At 73.5% G+C, this 19,750-nt stretch carries 10 protein-coding genes and 1 pseudogene; 1 reads left to right on the top strand and 10 read right to left on the bottom strand.

The window, feature by feature from the left end; genetic code table 11:
* Positions 1-54: 54 nt before the first annotated feature.
* The 10 genes and pseudogenes from BUE44_RS36695 to BUE44_RS25315 form a co-directional block, all read right to left on the bottom strand.
* Positions 55-11,859, bottom strand: a pseudogene (locus BUE44_RS36695) (SDR family NAD(P)-dependent oxidoreductase); the annotation flags it as partial.
* 62 nt (positions 11,860-11,921) lie between these two features.
* Entirely contained in the window at positions 11,922-12,368 is a 447-nt protein-coding gene (locus BUE44_RS25355) for an ester cyclase (RefSeq protein ID WP_073501318.1), read from the bottom strand.
* Positions 12,331-13,230: an MBL fold metallo-hydrolase gene (locus BUE44_RS25350; protein WP_159450301.1), complete on the bottom strand. Its 900-nt coding sequence runs from the start codon at positions 13,228-13,230 to the stop codon at positions 12,331-12,333. Before BUE44_RS25350 ends, BUE44_RS25355 begins: the two co-directional genes overlap by 38 nt.
* Before the next feature lie 5 nt (positions 13,231-13,235).
* Positions 13,236-13,625, bottom strand: a complete 390-nt coding sequence (locus tag BUE44_RS25345) for a nuclear transport factor 2 family protein (protein WP_073501316.1) — start codon at positions 13,623-13,625, stop codon at positions 13,236-13,238.
* Positions 13,622-13,960: an antibiotic biosynthesis monooxygenase family protein gene (locus BUE44_RS25340; RefSeq protein WP_073501315.1), complete on the bottom strand. Its 339-nt coding sequence runs from the start codon at positions 13,958-13,960 to the stop codon at positions 13,622-13,624. Before BUE44_RS25340 ends, BUE44_RS25345 begins: the two co-directional genes overlap by 4 nt.
* Positions 13,957-14,688: a cupin domain-containing protein gene (locus BUE44_RS25335; protein ID WP_079190069.1), complete on the bottom strand. Its 732-nt coding sequence runs from the start codon at positions 14,686-14,688 to the stop codon at positions 13,957-13,959. The genes BUE44_RS25340 and BUE44_RS25335 overlap by 4 nt, the downstream gene beginning before the upstream one ends.
* Positions 14,689-14,862: 174 nt before the next feature.
* Complete coding sequence (locus BUE44_RS25330) at positions 14,863-15,408, bottom strand: LuxR C-terminal-related transcriptional regulator (protein WP_159450300.1); 546 nt, start codon at positions 15,406-15,408, stop codon at positions 14,863-14,865.
* A 483-nt stretch (positions 15,409-15,891) separates the two neighbouring features.
* The gene (locus tag BUE44_RS25325) at positions 15,892-17,160 is read right to left on the bottom strand and encodes a beta-ketoacyl synthase N-terminal-like domain-containing protein (RefSeq protein ID WP_073501312.1); all 1,269 of its coding nucleotides are present in this window, start codon (positions 17,158-17,160) and stop codon (positions 15,892-15,894) included.
* The gene (locus BUE44_RS25320; protein WP_073501311.1) at positions 17,160-18,425 is read right to left on the bottom strand and encodes a beta-ketoacyl-[acyl-carrier-protein] synthase family protein; all 1,266 of its coding nucleotides are present in this window, start codon (positions 18,423-18,425) and stop codon (positions 17,160-17,162) included. The genes BUE44_RS25325 and BUE44_RS25320 overlap by 1 nt, the downstream gene beginning before the upstream one ends.
* Positions 18,422-18,643 carry an acyl carrier protein gene (locus tag BUE44_RS25315; RefSeq protein WP_235002441.1) on the bottom strand — a complete coding sequence of 74 codons (222 nt, stop codon included), beginning with the start codon at positions 18,641-18,643 and terminating at the stop codon, positions 18,422-18,424. Before BUE44_RS25315 ends, BUE44_RS25320 begins: the two co-directional genes overlap by 4 nt.
* 250 nt (positions 18,644-18,893) lie before the next feature.
* On the opposite strand from BUE44_RS25315, the gene BUE44_RS25310 reads away from it, so the two are divergent.
* Positions 18,894-19,739, top strand: a complete 846-nt coding sequence (locus BUE44_RS25310; protein WP_159450298.1) for an SAM-dependent methyltransferase — start codon at positions 18,894-18,896, stop codon at positions 19,737-19,739.
* Positions 19,740-19,750 lie beyond the last annotated feature (11 nt).

Raw genomic sequence — 19,750 nt, 5'->3', positions numbered from 1 at the left:
GCTCGGCCGCGCGTCCGGCTCCGGCGCGACGAGGATTCGGTGTATGTGGTCGGTGAGCGCCGCGGGAGTCGGGTAGTCGAAGACCGCCGTGGCCGGCAGCGGCGTGTCGGTCAGCGGCGCGAGGGCGTTGCGCAGTTCGATGGCGGTGAGCGAGTCGACGCCCAGGTCGCGGAAGTTGCGGTCCGCGTCGAAGGCCTGGCCGTCCGGGTGGCCCAGCACCGCGGCCAGCTTGCGGTTCACCAGGTCGCCCAGCCGGTGCCGCCGCTCGTCCGGGTCCAGGCCGGCCAGTTCCTGGCGCAGCCGCAGGGCGTCGTCCTGGCGGTTCGGCGGGGCGGGCGGGCGCAGCGTCACCGCGGTCACCTGCGCGCGCGGCGCGGTCAGGGCGGCGTCGAACATCGCCAGGCCGTCGGACTCGGAGATCGCGGCGAGCCCCCGGTCGCGCAGCCGCGCCAGGTCCGCCTCGCCCAGGTGCTCGGTCATGCCGCCCTGTCCGGCCCACAGGCCCCAGGCGATGGACACCGCGGGGAGCCCGGCGGCCCTGCGGTGCGCGGCCAGCCCGTCCAGGAAGGCGTTCGCGGCGGCGTAGTTGGCCTGCCCGGCGGAGCCGAGCGTGCCGGCCACCGACGAGAAGAGCACGAAGGCGGTCAGTTCCGACCCGCGTGTCGCCTCGTGCAGGTGCCACGCGGCGTCCGCCTTGGCCGCGAGCACCGCGGACAGCCGCCGCGGTGTCAGCGACCCGAGCACACCGTCGTCCAGCACGCCGGCCGCGTGCACCACCGCGGTCAACTCCGGTGTCACCAGGCCCGATACGGCGGCCCGGTCGGACACGTCGCAGGCCACGACCTCGACCTCCGCGCCCAGCCCGGTCAGCTCCGCGCGCAGTGCGGACGCCCCCGGCGCGGCGGGGCCGCGCCTGCTGGCCAGCACCAGCCGCCGTACGCCGTGCTCCACCACCAGGTGCCGGGCGAAGAGCGCGCCCAGACCGCTGGTGCCGCCGGTGACCAGCACCGTCCCTTCCGGTCCGAAGGGGGAGACGCCCGTCGGCGACCCGGTCAGCGGGGCCAGTTGGGCCGTGTAGGGCACCCCGGCCCTGATCAGCAGGTGCGGCTGGTCCGCCGCCAGGACCGCGGGCAGGTCGAGTTCGCCGTCGGTGTCCACCAGGACGAACCTGCCCGGCTGTTCGGCCTGCGCGGACCGCACCAGACCCCACACCGCGGCGCCCGCCAGGTCCGCTACGTCCTCGCCCGGCAGCCCGACCGCGCCACGGGTCACGATCACCAGCCGCCGTGGCGTCGGCGCCTGCAACGCCTCCAGCACCGTCCGCGTCGCCGCGTGCACCGAGGAGACCACGTCCGCACCGGTGGAGAAGCCGTCCAGCACCGCGACGTCGGATTCCGGTACGGCGGCGGCGGGCGCGGAGGCCAGCGGGGACCAGGCCAGTTCCCGCAGCCGGCCGGCGGACTCCGCCATCGGCCGCAGGCGTACCGAACCGGCGGTCAGCACCGGCCGCCCCGCCTGGTCGCACACGGCGACCGAGACGCCGTCCCGGCCCGCCGGTGACAGCCGGACCCGCAGGCCGCCGGCCCCGGCCCGGTGCAGCACCACGTCCTCCCAGGCGAAGGGGACGTCCGTGCCACCGCGGCCCGTTCCCACCAGCCATGCCTGCAAGGCCCCGTCCAGCAGCGCCGGATGCAGTCCGTACCCGGTCGGGTCGACCTCGGCCGCGATCTCGGCGAAAACGTCGTCGCCGTCGCGCCACAGCGCGCGCAGCCCGCGGAAGGCCGGGCCGTAGTCGTATCCCTGCCGCGCCAGCCGCTCGTACGCCCCGGCCGGGTCGATCGCCTCGGCGCCGGGTGGCGGCCAGGCCACCAGCTTCTGCGGGTCTCCGGGGTCCGCCGCGGCCACCTGAGCCCTGGCATGCACCACCCACGGCGCCCCCGGCTCGTCGGTGCGGGCGGAGATCACCACCTCGCCGGTCGGCTGGGCGACCACCTGGAGGGTCGACCTGCCCTGCTCGGGGAGCGCCAGCGGAGCGAGGACCACCAGTTCCCTGACGGTGGTCGCCCGCAGGTCGGCGCAGGCCCGCAGCGCCAGTTCGGCGAAGAGCGTGCCCGGTGCCAGCACCGCGCCGCCCACCGCGTGGTCGGCCAGCCAGCCGGGCGCATTCCGGGAGACCGCCCCCGACCAGATCACCGTGCCGCTGTCCGCCAGCTCCATCCGGGCGGTCAGCACCGGGTGGTCGGCGGCGACGAATCCCAGCCCCGCCCCGGCGACCGGCTCCTGCGGCCGCAGCCAGTAGCGCTGCCGGTCGAAGGCGTAGGTCGGCAGCTGCGCGAAGGGCCCGGCCGGCTCGCCGAAGACGGCCCGCCAGTCCACCGGTAGGCCGCGCGAGGACAGCTCGCCGAGCGCCGGCAGGACGCTGGCCATCTCCGGCAGGTCGCGGCGCAGCAGCGGCAGCGCGACCACCGGAGTGGGAATGCTCTGCGCCGTCAGCGTGGCCAGTGCCCGCCCGGGACCGATCTCGACGAAGGTCCTGGCGCCCAGCTCGGCGAGGGCGTTGACGCAGGGCAGGAACCGCACCGCCCCCCTGGCGTGCCGCATCCAGTAGTCGGCGGAGCGCAGGTCGCCTTCGCCGGCCGGTCCGCCGGTGACGTTGGAAAGGATCGGGATGGTCGGCGGGTGGTAGCTGACCTGCCGGGCCACCTCGGCGAACTCGCCGAGCCTGCCGTCGAGTTCGGCTGAGTGGAAGGCATGCCGGTTGCGCAGCTTGATCGACCGCCGGCCGCGCCCGCGCCACACCTCGATGACCCGGTCGACCGCGTCGGGCGTGCCGGAGACCACCGTGGCGTCCGGCGCGTTGAGTGCCGCGATCGACACGCCCGGCACCAGGGTGGGCTCGATCTCGTCGGCGCCCGCCTGGATCTGCACCATCACGCCGGGCGGCAGGGCGCCCATGGCGCGGCCGCGGGCGGTGATCAGCCGGGCGGCGTCGGGCAGCGTCAGGATGCCGGCCACGTGCGCGGCGGCCAGTTCGCCGAAGGAGTGCCCGAGCAGGTAGTCCGGCCGCAGACCGAAGGATTCGACCAGGCGGAACAGCGCGACCTCGATGGCGAAGAGGGCCGGCTGGGTGAATTCGGTCCGGTCCTGGAGGACGGCCGCCTCGGGCGTGCCCTTCGCGGCGAACAGCAGCTCGGCCAGCGGCCGGTCCAGGTTCGCGTCGAGCGCGGCGAGCACCTCGTCCAGCGCGGTGGCGAAGGCCGGGAATTCGGCGTGCAGCGTCGCGCCCATGCGGGCGTACTGGCTGCCGTGGCCGGGGAAGAGGAAGACGACCGGGCCGGTCACCGGCTCGGCCGGACCGGCCTGCGCGGCCTCGGCGAGCCGGTCGAGCAGCTCGCCGCGGTCCGTACCGGTGACGACCGTCCGGTGCGGGAGGCGCGACCTGGTCGCGACCAGCGCCGTGGCAACGGCCGCCGGGTCGAGGTTCTCGTCCGCCCGCAGGTGGGCCAGCAGCCGGGCGGCCTGGCCGCGCAGCGCGGGCTCGGTGCGGGCGGACAGCACCAGCGGCAGCACCGGCCAGTCCCGTTGCGCGGCGGCGGACTCCGGCTGCGCGGGCGGCTGTTCGAGGATCACATGGGCGTTGGTGCCGGAGATGCCGAACGCCGACACGCCTGCCCGCCGGGGCCGCCCCGTCCGCGGCCAGTCGGCCGCCTCCGTCGCCAGCGCGACGGCACCGCTCGACCAGTCCACCGCCGGCGTCGGCGGGTCGGCGTGCAGCGTCGGCGGCACCACGCCCCGATTGAGGGCGCCGATCATCTTGATCATGCCGGCCACACCCGCCGCGGCCTGGGTGTGCCCGAGGTTCGACTTGACCGAGCCGAGCAGCAGCGGCCGGTCGGCCGGACGGCCCTGGCCGTACGTCGCCAGCACCGCCTCCGCCTCGATGGGGTCGCCGAGCACCGTGCCGGTGCCGTGCGCCTCCAGCACGTCGACATCCGCGGTGGACAGGCCGGCGGCCGCGAGGGCGGCGCGGATGACGCGCTGCTGGGACGGGCCGTTGGGCGCGGTCAGCCCGTTGGAGGCGCCGTCCTGGTTGACGGCGCTGCCGCGTACGACCGCGAGCACCCGGTCCCCGCGCTCCCGGGCCCGCGACATCCGCTCCAGCACCAGCATGCCGGCGCCCTCGCTCCAGCCGGTCCCGTCGGCGCCCGCGCCGAACGACTTGCACCGGCCGTCGGCGCCCAGCCCGCCCTGCCTGGCGAACTCCACGAAGACCCGCGGCGTGCCGATCACCGTGGCGGCGCCGACCAGCGCCAGGTCGCACTCGTCGGCCCACAGCGACCGTGCGGCCAGGTGCACCGCCACCAGCGACGAGGAGCAGGCCGTGTCCACGGTGACCGCGGGGCCCTCCAGGCCGAGCGCGTACGCGACCCGGCCGGAGGCGACACTGCCCTGGCTGCCGATCAGCCGGTAGCCCTCCACCCCGGCCGCGGCGTCGTCCGCGCCCGCGCCGTACTCCTGGGCCATGATCCCGGCGAAGACGCCGGTCCTGCTGCCGGCCAGCGACTCCGGTGCGATCCCGGCGCGCTCCACGGCCTCCCAGCTCACCTCCAGCAGCAGCCGCTGCTGCGGGTCCATCGCGGCCGCCTCGTGCGGGTTGATGCCGAAGAAGCCGGCGTCGAAGGCCGCCGCGTCGGCGAGGAATCCGCCCTGCCGGGTGGACAGCCCGCCCACCTGCCAGCCGCGGTCGGTCGGGAAGTCGCCGATCGCGTCCCGGCCGTCGAGCACGGCCTCCCACAGGTCCTCAGGGGAGTCGATACCGCCGGGGAAGCGGCAGCTCATGCCCACCACGACGATCGGGTCGGCCCCGTCCGCCACGGCCGCCGGCCGCTCCTGCGCGACGCCGGTGCGTCCGTCGGCCCGGTCGCGCAGGTAACCGGCCAGCGCGGCGGGCGTGGGGTAGTCGAAGACCACCCCCGCGGGCAGCGTCATCCCGGTGGCCGTCTTGAGCCGGTTGCGCAGCTCGACGGCCAGCAGCGAGTCGAAGCCGAGGTCACGGAAGTTGCGGTCGGGATCGATCTGCCCGCCGTCGCCGCGCCCCAGCAGCAGCGCGGCCGCGGCCCGGGTCAGCGAGAGCAGGTCCGCGCCCGCGGACACCGCGGTGGCGGGCGCCTCCTGCGGCCGGGCCGGGGCCAGGTCCCGCAGGACGGCGGGCAGTTCACCGATCCCCGCGGACACCTGGAGGGCCGCGCGGTCGACCGCCATGGCGACCACGTGCGGCCGGTGCTGCGCGAGGGCGGCGTCGAAGAGGGCGAGCCCGGCGTCGACCGGGAGTTCGGTCAGGCCGCGCCGCCTGAGCCGGGCGAGGTCCGCGTCGCCCAACTGCCCGGCCATGCCGGCGCCGCGGTCCCACAGCCCCCAGCCGATGGACAGCGAGGGCAGCCCGCGGTCGTGCCGGGAGGCGGCCAGGGCGTCGAGGAAGGCGTTGGCGGCGCCGTAGTTGGCCTGACCGGGACCGCCGCTCACGGCGAGCACCGAGGAGAACAGCACGAGCGCGGCGCCGGTCCGCGCGGTGGCCTCGTGCAGATACCAGGCCGCGTCGGCCTTGGGACGCAGCACGGTGTCCATCCGGGCCGGGGTCAGCGCGTCCACGACGCCGTCGTCCAGTACGCCGGCCGCGTGGATCACCGTGGTCAGCTCCGGCGTCACCAGCCGGCCGACCGCGTCGCGGTCGGTGACGTCGCACCGCACCACCTGCGCCTCGGCGCCCAACTCGGTCAGTTCTGCCACCAGTTCGCGAGCGCCGGGGGCGTCGGGGCCCTGCCGTGAGGCGAGCACCACCTTCCGTACGCCGTGCCGCGTCACCAGGTGGCGGGCCAGCGCCGAGCCGAGGCCGCCGGTGCCGCCGGTGATCAGGGCGGGTCCAGAGGTGTCGAAGCCGCCCCCGGGCGTGTCCTGCACCGGAGCCAGCCGGGGCGCGCGCAGCACGCCGGAGCGGATCATCACCTGCGGTTCGCCGCTCGCCACGACGGTGGCCACGTCGACGTCCCCGTCGGTGTCCACCAGGACGAACCTGCCGGGCGCCTCGACCTGGGCCGCGCGCACCAGGCCCCACACCGCGGCGGCGACCGGGTCGGGTGCGCCCTCGCCGGCCGGCTGCACCGCGCCGCGGGTGGCGATCAGCAGGACGCTGTCCGCCGAGCCCTCGTCGGCGAGCCAGTCCTGGAGCACCCCGAGCATGTGGTGGGTGGCGGCGTGCGTCTCGGCGACCGCGTCGAAGCCGGCGGTGTCCGAGCCGAACGCGCCCCGGAAGACCACCACGTTCGGGAGCGGCGCCGCCCGGTCCCGCTCGTCCCAGCCCACGACCGACACCGGGATCGCCCTGGGCGAGGCCAGCGGCGGCCAGGTCACCTCCAGCAGGCGGTGGGCGGCGGCGTGGGCGGCCCGGGACACCGCGGCCTGCTGCTCGCGCGACAGGCGCCGCAGCACGACCCCTCCCGCGGTGAGGACCGGCCGCCCGGAGTCGTCGTACGCCGCGAGCGCCATCTCGTCCTGGCCGCTCGGCGTGATCGCCACCCGCAGGGCGGTCGCACCCGTCGCCAGCAGCCGGACGTCGGCCCACGCGAACGGCAGCGCGAGGCCCTGCTCGGCGACGGTGAGCAGCGCCGCGTGCAGCGCCGCGTCGAGCAGCGCCGGGTGCAGGCCGAACCCGGCCGGGTCGGCGCCTTCGGGCAGTGCGACCTCGGCGAAAACCTCGTCGCCCCGGCGCCACAGCGCCCGCAGGCCGCGGAATGCCGGCCCGTAGGCGTAACCGCGCTCGGCCAGCCGCTGGTAGGCGTCGCCCAGGTCGACCGCGGTCGCCGCGGCGGGCGGCCATTCGGGCAGCGGGCCCGGATCCGCCGGCTCCCCGGCGGCCAGCTCGCCCCGTGCGTGCGTCACCCACTCGCCGTCGCCGCGCGAGTGGATCGCGACCTCGCCGTCGTCCTCCACCACCCTTACGTCCACCGCGCCCTCCTCCGGTAGGACGAGGGGGCTGTGGATCACCAGTTCCCGCAAGTCCCCCCGGCCGGACTCCGCGCCCGCGCGCAGGGCCAGTTCGACGAACGCGGTGGCGGGTAGCAGCACCGCGCCGGCGGCGGCGTGGTCGGCCAGCCAGCCGTGGGTGGCCAGTGACAGCCGCCCGGTCAGCAGCACCGCGCCGGTGTCGGGCAGTTCGGCCACGGCACCGACCAGCGGATGCTCCGCGGCGGTCAGGCCCAGGGCGGTCGCGTCGGTGCGCGGCTTCGGCTCCAGCCAGTACCGCTTCCGGTCGAACGCGTAGGTGGGCAGCGGCACTTGCCGCGCACCGCCGAAGACCGGCCCCCACGCCACCTCGCCGCCGCGCACGTACCGCTCGGCGGCGGAGGCCAACAGCCGTGCGGGGCCGCCCTCGTCGCGGCGCAGCGAGCCGACCACGGTGACCGCACGGCCGGCCAGCTCGGCGGTCTGCTCGATGTGGATGCCCAGCGCCGGATGCGGGGAGCACTCCACGAAGTGCGTGAACCCGTCGGCGAGCAGCGCCTCGACGGTCTGCTGGAAGGCCACCGGCTGCCGGCAGTTGCGGTACCAGTACGCGGCCGTCAGGTCCTCGCCCGCGACGGCCGCGCCGGTCACCGACGAGTAGACGGGAACCGAGCCGGCGGCGGGGCGTACGAAGGAGAGCAGGTCGGTGAAGCCGCCTTCCAGCGGGTCGACCAGCGGGGAGTGCGAGGCGAACGGCGTCACGATCCTGACCGGCACCTCGGCCGCGCGCAGCTCGGCGATGAAAGCGGCCAGCACGTCCGCGGGACCGGCCACCGTGGTCCCGTTCGGGCCGTTGACGCCCGCTATCGACAGGCCGGGGATCAGCCGCCCCGCCACGACGCCCTCCGGCGCCCCGACCGAGACGATCGCGCCCGGGAGTTGCTCGGCGATCAGCCGCGCCCTGGCCACGATGAGCCGGCACGCGTCGTCGAGCGACAGCGCACCGGCCACGCACGCGGCCGCGACCTCGCCCTGCGAGGTGCCCACGACGGCGTCGGGCCGTACGCCCAGCGAGCGCCACTGCTCGGCCAGCGACACCAGTACCGCGAACAGCGCGGGCTGCACGATGTCGACGCGCGCGAGCCAGGAGTCGTCGGCGCCCTCCCGGACCGTCTCCAGCAGCGACCAGTCCACCAGCGGGTCGATGATCCGCGCGCAGTCGGCCATCCGGGCGGCGAACACCGGTGCGCTGTCGAGCAGTTCCGCGGCCATCCCGAGCCACTGGATGCCGTGTCCGGGGAAGACGAACGCGGTCCTGCCCGGGTCCTCCTCGGCTCGGCCGTAGGTGACGTTCGCGGCGGGCAGCCCCGCGGCCACCGCCGACAGCCCGGCGGTCAGGCCGGCGGAGTCGGCGCCGACCACCACCGCGCGGTGCTCGAAGCGCGACCGGGTGGTCGCCAGCGACCGGCCGATGTCGGCCGCGTCGTACGTGCCGGCGTGCGCGAGCAGCCGTTGCGCCTGGCCGCGCAGTGCCTCCTCGGTCCTCGCCGACAGGACCCAGGGCACGACGGGCCAGCGCGGCTCGCCGGGAGGCGCGGTCGAAGGGGCGGGCGCCTGTTCGAGGACGACGTGGGCGTTGGTGCCGGAGATTCCGAACGAGGACACCCCGGCACGCCGCGGCTGCCCGGTGTCCGGCCAGTCCTGGGCGCTGGTGGCCAGCCGCACCGCACCGGACGACCAGTCGACGTGGGGGCTGGGCGTGTCGACGTGCAAGGTGGCAGGCACGACTCCGTGCCGCATGGCCGCGACCATCTTGATCACGCCGGCCAGGCCGGCGGCGGCCTGGGTGTGCCCGATGTTCGACTTCAGCGAGCCGAGCAGCAACTGCCGGCCGCGCGGCCGGCCCTGCCCGTAGGTCGCGAGGATCGCCTGCGCCTCGATCGGGTCGCCCAGCGCGGTGCCGGTGCCGTGCGCCTCGACCACGTCGACGTCCGCGGCGGACAGCCCGGCGTCGGCGAGCGCGGCCTGGATCACCCGCTGCTGCGAGGGGCCGTTGGGCGCGGTGAGCCCGTTGGAGGCGCCGTCCTGGTTCATGGCGCTGCCGCGTACCAGCGCCAGCACCTCGTGCCCGTTCCGGCGCGCGTCCGACAGGCGTTCCAGTACGACGACGCCGACGCCCTCGGCCCAGGCCGTACCGTCGGCCGCCGCCGCGAAGGACTTGCACCGGGCGTCCGGCGACAGGCCGCGCTGCCGGGCGAATTCCAGGAAGACCCGCGGTGTCGCCATCACGCTGGCGCCGCCGGCCAGCACCAGGTCCGACTCGCCGGACCGCAGCGAACCGCACGCGAGGTGCATCGCGACCAGCGACGACGAGCACGCCGTGTCGACGGTCACCGCCGGGCCCTCCAGGCCCAGTGCGTACGCCACCCGGCCGGACGCGACACCCGACAGGCCGCCGGTGATGCGGTAGCCCTCGACGGATTCGCTGGAGTCCCAGCCGTACATGCCCACGAAGGTGCCGGTCCTGCTGCCGGCCAGTGACCGCGGCTCGACACCGGCGTTCTCCAGCGCCTCCCAGGTGACTTCGAGCAGCAGCCGCTGCTGCGGGTCCATCGCGAGCGCCTCGCCGGGGCTGATCCCGAAGAAGGCGGCGTCGAAGCCGGCGACGTCGCTGATGAAGCCGCCCTCGCGGACGTACGTCGTGCCGGCGCGGTCCGGGTCGGGGTCGTAGAGGGCGGCCAGATCCCAGCCCCGGTCGGTGGGGAAGGCCGAGATCACGTCGCGTCCGCCGGCCGCCACGTCCCACAGATCGGCCGCTGAGGCGATGCCGCCCGGATACCGGCAGCCGATGCCGACGATGGCGATCGGGTCGGCGGCGGCGTCGTCGTCCGCGGCGGGCCGGGTGGCCGGGACCGCCCGCGCCCGGTCGCCGGCCGACGCGTCGCCCGCGGCGGGGTCGTCCGCCACGTGCTCGGCCAGGTGCGCGGCGAGCGCAAGCGGCGTCGGGAAGTCGAAGACCGCGGTCGGCTCGACCTGCCTGCCGAGCGCCGCCGAGAGCCGCTCGGCCAGTTCTACGGCGCTGAGCGAGCCGAAGCCGAGGTCCTTGAAACTGCGCTCGCGCGGCACGGCGTCGGCGTCGCCGTGGCCCAACTGGGCGGCGACCTCGGTGCGGACGACCCTGATGAGGTCGGCGTCCCGCGAGGGTGCCGCGGCGGCGGGGCGGTCGGCTGGGGCGCTCGGGCGGTCCGCCGGACCGGTCGGGCGGTCGAAAGCGTACGTGGGCAGGTCCACCGGGCGGGCCCCGGTGCCGGCGTAGACCGCGGGCCAGTCGACCTTTGCGCCGGCCACGAAGTCGGCGGCCATCGCCGACAGCGGCTCCGTGGCGGGACCGACCACCGCCGGCAGGTCGCCGCCGATCAACGTCCGCAGCGCGGACTCCAGTTCGAGGCGGTCGCGGCCGAAGGCGACGGCGCGGACCGGGAAGGCCGTCCTGGTGGCCGCCAGCGAGTACCCGATGTCCACCGGGTCGGCTCCCGCGGCCTGGTCCAGCAGCCGCCTGGCCTGCCCGCGCAGGGCGTCCGGCGTCTTCGCCGACAGTACCCACGGCACCACCGGCGGGCCGGACGGCGCCGGCGAGGCCGGTACCGGCGGTGCCTCGGTGAGCACCACGTGGCAGTTCGTGCCGCCGAGGCCGAACGAGCTGACGCCCGCGACGGCCGGGCCGCCGGGCCACGGCCGCGACGCGGTGTTCACCGCCAGGTTCAACTCCGTCAGCGGGATCGCCGGGTTGGGCTCCGCGAAGTGCAGGCTCGCCGGCACCTGCCGGTTGCGCAGGCTCAGTACGGCCTTGAGCAGTCCGGCGATGCCGGCCGCGGCTTCCAGGTGTCCGATGTTGGTCTTGACCGACCCGACCAGCAGTGGCGCCGTCCTGGTCGGCGCCGTGCCCAGCGCGGCGCCGAGCGCGGCGGCCTCGACGGGGTCGCCGACAGCGGTGCCGGTGCCGTGCAGCTCGACGTAGTGGACCGCTCCGGGGTCGATCCGGGCCTCGCGGCAGGCCCGTTCGATCAGGGCCTGCTGCGCGGCGGCGCTGGGTGTCGTCAGCCCTTCCGTGCGGCCGTCGTTGTTCACCGCGCTGCCGGCGACGACCGCGGCGATCGGGTCGCCGTCGGCGAGGGCGTCGGCGAGGCGCTTGAGCACGACCAGACCGCCGCCTTCGCCGCGTACGAACCCGTTGGCGCGGCTGTCGAAGACGTGGCAGCGGGCGTCGGGGGACAGCACGCCCATCTCGGCAAGGCCGCTGTCGGCGTCCGGGGCCACCATCAGGCTGGCCCCGCCCGCGATGGCCAGGTCGCACTCGCCGCCGCGCAGCGACTGCACGGCCAGGTGCACCGCGACCAGCGACGAGGACTGACCGGTGTCCACCGTGAGGCTGGGGCCGTTCAGCCCCAGGGCGTAGGACAGCCGGTTGGCCGCCATGCCGCGCTGCCGCCCGGTGAAGGTGTAGCGGTCGGGCGGGGAAGCCGGCGCGATCTCTCCCGGCGCGGCCACGAACACGCCGGTCTGCGTGCCCTCCAGCCGGGCCGCGGTCAGCCGCGCCTGCTCCAGCGCCTCCCAGCCCAGCTCCAGTATCAGCCGCTGGTGCGGGTCCATCGCGGCGGCTTCCCGTGGGAAGACGCCGAAGAAAGCCGCGTCGAATCCGGTGATGTCGTCGAGGAATGCACCACGGCGCGCTGCCGGCCGGCCAGGAGGCGGGTCGGTGACGGCGTCGGTGCCCGAACTCAGGAGCCGCCAGAATTCGGCCGGTCCATTCGCCCGGGGCAGCCGGGCGGCCATACCGATGATTGCGAACCCGTCTGTCATGATGCATCTCCTCGACGAAATCCCGAAACCCCGAAATCCGGAAGCCTGACGCGGGTTACCGGTCAGGAAGCGGCGGGCGCCCGGCGGAATGCGGAGGTGTCCGGCGGCGCCATCTTGCCCAGCTGCATCATCAGGACGTGCAGGTCGTTGCACGCCCAGTGGTCGCTCACCCGGCCGTCGCGGACCCGGGCGATGTGGATCTCGTTCCAGCTGATGGTGCGGCCGGTCGGCTCGGCGCCGAAGACGACGCCCTTGTGGGTGCCGGTCAGCTCGACGTGCTGGATGACGTACTCGCCGTCCTCGAACTCGTTGATGATGTTGACCTTCAGGTCGGGAAAGCCCTGTCGCTCGATCAGGATCACCGACTTGACGCCCTCACGGCTGGTGTCCATTCCGGGCGGCGCGTTGTGGTTGACGAAGTCCTCGCTCATCACCTCGTCCAGGACGTCGGCGTTGCCCTGGGAGAATCCTTCATCCAGAATGCGACGGGCCACGGTCTTGTTGGACACGATGTTCTCCTTGGAATGGTTTTCCGGTGATTTCGGAAAGGGCTACCTGGATGTTGACGAGAGTGCGTTCCGGTTCGAGCCAGCCCGCCGCGGGGCCCGGGTCGAACCGCGCCCACACCGCTTCCGCGGACAGGCGCTCGGCGTGTGCCTCCCGGGCGGCTGCGAGCACCCGGTCGAAGTAGTCGGCCAGGTCACGCAGCGCCTCGATGCCGGCCGGCCTGCCGTGACCGGGCAGGACGACCCCGGGGTCCAGCGCGATCAGCTGGTCGAGTGCCGCCCGCCAGCGGCCGACCCGGCCGTGCACCGCAAGCGGTGTCACGCCGGCGAAGCACAGGTCGCCGCTGACCAGCACCCTTTCGGCGGGCAGCCACACCGCGAGGTCGGCGGCGGAGTGGGCGTCGGTGAACTCCAGCACCCGCGTGCCGTCGGGCAGTGCGCGTTCGATGCCGGCCGGCGGCACCGGTTCCGCGGCCACGCTGTCCCAGCCGCCGAGCCGGTCCGCGAAGGCGGGCATCACCTTGGCGAGCAGCGCGGGCAGTCCCGGCTCGCCGATCATCTTGCGCATCCCGGCCACCGTGCGCGGATGGGCGATGATCGGGACCTTGTCGAACAGGACGTTCCCGCCGATGTGGTCGGTGTGGATGTGGGTGTTGACGACCAGTTCCGCGGTGCGGCCCCGGCGGCTCAGCGCCGCCACGACGGCGTCCGCCATCTCCGGCAGCAGCATCGTGTCGATCACGGTGGCCGGGCCGCCGAGCAGCAGCACGCTGTTGGACAGGCCCGCGCTGCCGTCGCCGTTGACCACCGCGACGACGCCGTCGGCGACCTCGACCTCCTGGCGCACGGGAATCCCGACCGGCATGGCGGTCATCCCTGGAGCGCGCGGATCCGCTGGACCAGTCCCGCGCGGTCGAGCATGGCGTGCCAGGACACGATGCGGCCGGCGTCGGCCCGTATCGTCTCCACGACGTTCCAGGTCAACCGCTCGTCGGTGCCCTTGGGCACGCCGGACAGCGTCAACTCGACCGACAACGCGGAGCCGTCCGCGGACTCGATGGTGCCGTCGACGGTGTGCTCCAGCTGCGCGTACAGCCCGCGCTGCTGCGTGAACATCCCGGCGAGGGCCTTCGGGCCGATCTTGCTCTGACTCGCGGTGCGGATGTCCATCTCCGCGTCGCACAGTTCGTAGAAGGCGAAGTGGTTCTCGGCCTCGACCGCGGCGTACACGGCCTCCCAGAGTTCCCGGGCGGTCTTCATGTCAGTTCCCTTTCGCCGGATACGATCCAGTCGACCTGGTAGACGTGTACGTCCACGTTGTCGGCGTATTTGTGCAGTTCGAGGATCAGCGCGCGGCCCGCCTCGCTGCGGATGTGCTCCTGGAAGGCCGTCAGCTCGCTCCACTGGGCGTAGTTCGTCACCCGGGTCCCGTCGACGCTGCAGTGCACGTTGGCGGAGATGAAACCGGGCATGTGCCGGACGATCTCGTCCGTCTCCTTGCGGATGGCGGTGGACAGCGCCTGCTGGTTCTCCGGCTTGCAGTGGAAGACGTTGATGTAGGTCATCAGCCGTTCCTCGGCGGAAATGGTGCTCATGACCACGTCGCCAACGTCTCGGCGACCACGGTGAAACTGCGGAACTCCGGGTCGGAGTAGCAGTCCCGCATCGGCCGGACGATTTCCTTGTGGCTCTCGGACTTCTCCCAGGTGAAGAAGTCCACGAGGGTGGTCCACTCGCTGACGATCAGCCAGCTCCGCGGATCGTCGGGCGCCTGGCAGATCTGGTCGCGGATGTGGCCGGGGGTCGCCGCGACACTGAAGCGGACCTTCTCGTAGGCGGCGAGGAACTCCTCCCGCCTGTCCTCATCGACCTTCATCATGAACAGGACGCGGGCGGTGCCCGCCGCGCCGTCCGCCTCCTCGACCTCCGCCGCCTCGCCGAGGACCTCGGTGTCCACGTGCGCCAGCGACGGGTCGGGCGCGAGCGGGCCGATGTGGTAGACGGTCAGCGACTCGGTCGTGCCGACATTGCGCAGCCGGTGCCGCTTGCCGATGGGCACGTAGATGCCCTCGCCGGCCGCCAGTGTCCAGTTCTCGCCCTCGACTTCGAGGACCAGATCGCCGCTGATGACGAAGAGGAATTCCTCGGAATAGGGGTGGAAATGCTCCACCACGTGTTCACCGGGCTGGAGAACGGCCGTGCCCATATAGCCGGATCGGCTGCCCACGGAACCGGGATGCAGGACCATACGCAACTGGCCGCCGCGTTTCCGATAGGGCTCTATCTCATCGGCGCGGATTCGGCTCACCTGTGAATCACTCATAGGTGAATCATGTCCGACGGCCCCGCGGTATCGCATCGGAAATCTGCCGCGAAATATCGGCGGTTATTCCGCAACCCGCTGCGGGGAACCCGCAGCGGGCCGGTCGGCGAAGAAAAAGAAAGCGGGCCGGCGGGCAAGGCCCGCCGGCCCGTCAAGCGGTCATTCCCCCTGGGGTCAGGGAACCGCCGCGTGCGCCCGGAATCCGTGCGTACAGGCGTATACCGCCAGTTGCGTCCGATCGCGCAGGTCGAGGGTGCGCAGCAGCGAGGAGATGTGCGTCTTGACCGTGGGCCTGCCCAGCTGGAGCTGGTCGGCGATCTCCACGTTGGTCAACCCGTGGCCGATCAGGCCGAGGATCTGCCGTTGCCGCGGGGTGAGCTTCACCCCGTTGCCCGGCCCGGCCGGCACTCCCGAAGGTCCGCTGAAGCGCAGTGCGGTCACCAGTTCGCTGGCCACCTGCGGGTCCAGGGCCACGCCGCCCCGGTCGACGGCCCGGATCGCGTCCACGAGCCCCTGCACCGGCGTGTCCTTGTGCAGGAAGCCCTGGGCGCCCCCGAGGAGTACCTTGAGCGCCGTGCCCGGATCGAGGTTGGCGGACAGGGCGAGCACCTTCACCGACTCCTCGGCGGTCCGGCTCACCAGCTGCCTCGCCAGCAGCTCCTCGATGTCGAAGCTGTCGAGGTCCATCAGCAACACGCGCGGCTGATGCTCCTTCAGCAAACCGGGATTATAACTCGCGGTGTCGAATTCGACCACCACATCTATCCCCTGTATACCCCGCAGTACGGTCATCATGCCTGCCCGGTACACGCCAGGACCACCACAAACTGCGACCGGCAACAAATCGTCTAAACCACGGACAATATCCATCGAGACCCCCGCAGAGTGATAAACCATCTGTGGATTTGTGGGGCAGACATCACCGCCACCAGTTGGCTCTCCCCGCCGCGCACTCGCGTAACCGGCGTCCGTACGCTCCCCTATAGTCAGCGCCAAGCGCACCGAATATCGGTACGTCCGGGCCGCTGTCCGCCGTAGTGCGGACAGCGGCCCCGGGCTCCGAGCGGAGTCGCGGGAGGGGACGGGCGCGGTGCCGTGGCATGACGGTGGCCGCGCGGGCACCCTTCTTGTTCGCACTCGAAGAAAGCCCGCGCGGCCACGTCATGTCACGGCCCCGCCCCCGGTCAGTCGTGGGGGTACTCGCTATCTGCCGCCTTCTGGCACCCCCGGCGTGAGCTGCTGCGCGCCCTGCGCGGTGGGGGTGCGCAGCACCAGCGCGCTGTTGAATCCGCCCTGGCCGCGCGCGGTCACCAGCACGGTGCCGAGCTTGCGTTCGCGCGGTTCGCGCACCAGGTCGAGACCGTAGGCCGGGTCGGGGTCGTCCAGGTTGCCCACCGGCGGGATGACGCCGGCCCGCATCGCCAGCAGCGCCGTTGCCACGTTGAGCGCGGAGCCCCCGGCCAGCAGCCGGCCCACCAGGCCCTGCGGCGCGGTGACCGGGACCCCGTGTGGGCCGAACACCGAGCACAGCGCCGCCGCTTCCGCGGCGTCGGCGTCCGGACGGCCGGCGCCGTCGGCGAGCACCAGGTCCACCTCGTCGGGCCGTACGCCGGCCCGTCGCAGCGCCAGGTCGATCGCTCGGGCGTACTGCCGCCCGTCCTGCGCGGTGTCCCGGTAGTGGTGCGCGTCCTGGGTGGCCGCGTAGCCGGCGATGACGCCGTAGCCGGCCGGCGCCGACCGGGCACGCGCGGCGGACTCGTCCTCCACCACGAGCACCGCGCCGCCCTCGCCGGGCAGGTGGCCGTTGGCCGCCCGGTCGAACGGCTTGTAGCCGGCCCTCGGGTCGGTCGCGGTGGACAGCCGGCCGCCGGCCATCTGGGCGGTCAGCGCGTAGGGGGCGATCGGGGCCTCGGTGCCGCCGGCCAGCACGGCGCCGGTGCCGCGTCTGATCGCCCGGTCGGCCCAGCCGAGGCTGTCGAGGCCCGACGCGGCGTCGGAGACCAGCACGCCGCACGGCCCCTTGGCGCCGTGGTGGATGGCCAGTTGGCCGGTGCTCGCGGCGTAGAACCAGGCGATGGACTGGTAGACGCCGACCGCCTTGCGGCCCCGGCTCCACAGCGCCTGGATCTCCCGCTGGCCGAATTCGTTGCCGCCGGAGCCGCTGCCGAGGATCACCGACGTGGCGTACGGGTCGTGGGCGGACGGGTCGTAGCCCGCGTCGTCGAGGGCCATACCGGTCGCGGCGAAGGCCAGCCAGGTCCACCGGTCGGTCTGGATCGCCAGCCGGTCGGGTACGTGCTCGGCCACGTCGAAACCGGGCACCTGGCCGGCCAGCGTGGTGGCGTAGCGGCCGGCGTCGAAGGCCTCGATGGGGCGCACCGCCAGCTCACCGGCCAGGGTCGCGCGCCAGTGCTCGGCCGCGCCGATGCCGGTCGGCGCGACGACGCCGATCCCGGTGATCACGGCGGCCATCAGCGGACCCCGGCCAGCACGATGGCCGACTGGAAGCCGCCGAAGCCGCTGCCGACCGACAGCGCGGCGTCGACCCGGTGGTCGCGTGCGGTGTTGGGCACGTAGTCCAGGTCGCACAGCGGATCGGGGTGGGCGTAGTTGGCGGTGGGCGGCACGACGTTGTGCTCGATGGCCAGCGCGGTGGCGGCTACTTCGATGGAGCCGATCGCGCCGAGGGAGTGCCCGACCATGGACTTGATCGAGCTGACCGGCACCTGGAAGGCGTGCGCGCCCAGGCTGCGCTTGATGGCGGCGGTCTCGTGCCGGTCGTTCTGCTTGGTGCCCGAGCCGTGCGCGTTGACGTAGTCCAGTGCGGTGGGGTCGAGCCGGGCCTGGTCGAGCGCGCTGCCGATCGCGGCGGCCATCTCCAGGCCGTCGGGGCGCAGCCCGGTCATGTGGAAGGCGTTGCACCGGTTGGCGTAGCCGAGGATCTCCGCGTAGATGTGCGCGTCCCGCCGGCGGGCGTGCTCGTACTCCTCGAGGATGAGCACGGCCGATCCCTCGCCCATCACGAACCCGTCGCGGGTCGCGTCGAACGGGCGGGAGGCGTGCTCGGGGTCGTCGTTGCGGGTGCTGGTGGCGCCGATGGCGTCGAAGCAGGCGATCGAGATCGGCGTGATGGGCGCGTCGCTCGCACCGGCGATCATGATGTCGGCCATGTCGTCCTGGATCAGCTGGTACGCCTGGCCGATCGCGTCGATGCCCGAGGTGCAGCCGGTGGAGACCACCGAGGCCGGTCCGTGCGCGCCGTACCGGTAGGCGACCTCGGCGGCCATGCTGCTGGGCACCCACGCCTGGTAGAGGAAGTCGGAGGCGAACTCCGGCTCGACCAGCCAGTTCCGGCCGCCGTCGCTGGCCACCACGTACTCGTCCTCCAGGCGGGTGCTCGCGCCGACCGCGCTGCCCAGGCACACCGCCATCCGGTCGTGGTCGAATCCGCCGTCCAGGTCCAGGCCCGAGTCGGCCATCGCCTCGTCGGCGGCGACCAGCGCGAACTGGACGGAACGGTCGTTGCGGAAGACCTCCTGCCGGGTCAGACCCGCGGCCAGCGGGTCGAAGTCGACCTCGGCGGCCAGTTGGGAGCGGAACTGCGCCGGGTTGAACAGCGAGATCCGGCGGGTCGCGGTGCGCCCGTCGGTGATCAGCTGCCAGAACGCCTTCCGCGTGGCGCCACCGGGCGCGACCACGCCGATCCCGGTGACCACGATGCGCCGCCGGCCGCTCATCGTGCCCGCTCGCTCAGTTCCTCGTTGACCAGCGTCACTAGCTCACCGAAGGTCGCGTTCGCATGCTCGTCGTCCAACTCGATACCGTAGCGGTCCTCGATCTCCGCCTTGACCTGCAGTTGCGCCAGCGAGTCCAGGTCGACGTCGCTGAGCGTGGCACTCGGGTCGGCGGTGACCGCGGACCGCGGCAACCCGGCTTTCACGACCAGGATCTCCATGAGCTCACTAATTGTGAATGTCGACACAGCGATTCCCCTTCGCATTTCGGCTACGAACCCGGCAACTCAGGCTACGCAATAATGGTCCTGATTATCTTCAGCCTGGAGAACTAAATCGGCTCATGCCCGAGAATGAGGCCGACCCATCCTCGCGGATGATCTATTGCCGACCCACCGAATTATTGACGTTATTTCCGGCCCGGTGCTTCACTGGCTCCAATTGATTTCCTCGATTGCCCCGGAGATGAAAATGGACGCCTCAGCAGCACCCATAAAGGCACCGGCCGGCGCAGGGATCACCGCGGTCGCCGTGGCGATGGCCAGGGCCATCGAGTCCGGCCGCCCCGACCGGCTGTTCCACGACCCGTACGCCCAGTCGTTCGTCGACGTGGCCAAGGCGGTCTCCGACCCCGGCGAGTGGCCGTCGCTGACGGCCTGGGTCGACCTGTTCTACTCCCGCGGCGTGGTGCGCACCCGTTTCATCGACGACTTCGTGTGCGAGGCGGCGGCCGGCGGCTGCACCCAGGTGGTGCTGCTCGGGGCCGGCCTCGATGCGCGGGCCTTCCGGCTGCCGCTGCCCGACGCCGACGTGTTCGAGGTGGACACCGCGTCGGCGTTCGCCTTCAAGGACCAGGTGCTGGCCGACGCCGGCGCCCGGCCCACCGCCCGCTCGCGCACCGCGGTCGACGCCGACCTGCGGGAAGACTTCGCCGCGCGGCTGGCCGGCAGCACGTTCGACCCGGCCAGGCGCACCGCGTGGGTCGCCGAGGGCGTGCTGCCCTACCTGACCGCCGAGCAGGCGCGGCAGGTGATCACCGACGTCGGCCGGCTGTCGGCGCCCGGCAGCAGGCTGGTCTTCGAGCACTCCGACAAGGCCGGCCCCGACCCCAAGGCCGCGGCCGCGGCGTTCACCACGCCCGGCGCGGACCGGATCAGCGCGATGGTCCGCGGCGGCCTCGGCCCGGGCGGCCGGGACTGGGTGGCCGGCCAGGGCTGGACCATCGAGATCACCGACCGGGGCGAGCTGGGGCCGCGCTACGGGCGACCCGACGGCCGGCTGTCCGGCGGCCAGTTCATCACCGCGACCCGCGACTGACCGGGACGAAG

This window comes from Actinacidiphila paucisporea, assembly GCF_900142575.1.
Classification (GTDB): domain Bacteria; phylum Actinomycetota; class Actinomycetes; order Streptomycetales; family Streptomycetaceae; genus Actinacidiphila; species Actinacidiphila paucisporea.
Note: the sequence above shows the minus strand (reverse complement) of the source record. Positions and strands in the feature narration are given on the sequence as shown.

Excerpts from the sequence above, each read along its gene's own strand:
- BUE44_RS25350 (WP_159450301.1), bottom strand. The coding sequence starts at position 13,230 with ATGCCGGTCGGGATTCCCGTGCGCCAGGAGGTCGAGGTCGCCGACGGC.
- BUE44_RS25345 (WP_073501316.1), bottom strand. The coding sequence starts at position 13,625 with ATGAAGACCGCCCGGGAACTCTGGGAGGCCGTGTACGCCGCGGTCGAG.
- BUE44_RS25340 (WP_073501315.1), bottom strand. The coding sequence starts at position 13,960 with ATGAGCACCATTTCCGCCGAGGAACGGCTGATGACCTACATCAACGTC.
- BUE44_RS25335 (WP_079190069.1), bottom strand. The coding sequence starts at position 14,688 with ATGAGTGATTCACAGGTGAGCCGAATCCGCGCCGATGAGATAGAGCCC.
- BUE44_RS25325 (WP_073501312.1), bottom strand. The coding sequence starts at position 17,160 with ATGGCCGCCGTGATCACCGGGATCGGCGTCGTCGCGCCGACCGGCATC.
- BUE44_RS25320 (WP_073501311.1), bottom strand. The coding sequence starts at position 18,425 with ATGAGCGGCCGGCGGCGCATCGTGGTCACCGGGATCGGCGTGGTCGCG.
- BUE44_RS25315 (WP_235002441.1), bottom strand. The coding sequence starts at position 18,643 with ATGGAGATCCTGGTCGTGAAAGCCGGGTTGCCGCGGTCCGCGGTCACC.
- BUE44_RS25310 (WP_159450298.1), top strand. The coding sequence starts at position 18,894 with ATGGACGCCTCAGCAGCACCCATAAAGGCACCGGCCGGCGCAGGGATC.